This is a genomic window from Microbispora sp. H10670, from assembly GCF_014161385.1.
Lineage (GTDB): Bacteria > Actinomycetota > Actinomycetes > Streptosporangiales > Streptosporangiaceae > Microbispora > Microbispora triticiradicis.
On the sequence record NZ_JABBWW010000104.1, the window covers coordinates 1 to 570 of the forward strand.

At 72.3% G+C, this 570-nt stretch carries 1 protein-coding gene; it reads right to left on the bottom strand.

All coding sequences use genetic code 11. The features are described 5' to 3' along the window. Positions 1-4 precede the first annotated feature (4 nt). The coding region (locus HHX33_RS34755) for a hypothetical protein (protein ID WP_182878264.1) at positions 5-570 on the bottom strand (566 nt) is incomplete at its 5' end.

Sequence of the window (570 nt, forward strand, 5' to 3'; positions counted from 1 at the left end):
TGGGTCAGGACTGGTTGAAGAGGGAGAGGGTGAGGGTGGAGTGGTATTCGCCGGCGGCGACGTCGACGGGGGTGCGCAGGGCGAGGTCGGCGTTGACCTTGGAGGTGCCGATCTCGGTGGCGGAGTCGGCGGTGGAGACGAGGAGTTCCTGGCCCTTGAGACCGACGGTGGGGGCTCCGGAGCCGTCGGACACGACGGAGGAGACCGGTTCGCCGGCGGCGACGGCGCCGGTGGTGGTGTCGGACAGCAGGCGGGGCTTCCAGCCGAGGTATTCGGGGCCGATGGGGGCGGTGCCGGTGGCGGTGGCGGTGAACGCGCTGGCCTGGCCGACCACGGCCCAGAATTCGCCGTCGGGGATCTCGGCGGGCGTGCGGGTGTCGGTGACGGTGACGGTGGGCAGGGTGCCGACGAACTGGCGGGCGGCGGCGTCGGAGCCGTTCTCCTGGAGGGAGACGCCGTTGTTGTCGGCGACGGTCATGGAGATCTGGCCGGGGGTGGTGGTGGGGGTGATGGTGACCGAGACGTCGATGCCGGCGCCGGGGTCGTCGGCGAGGGCGGGGGAGACGCCGA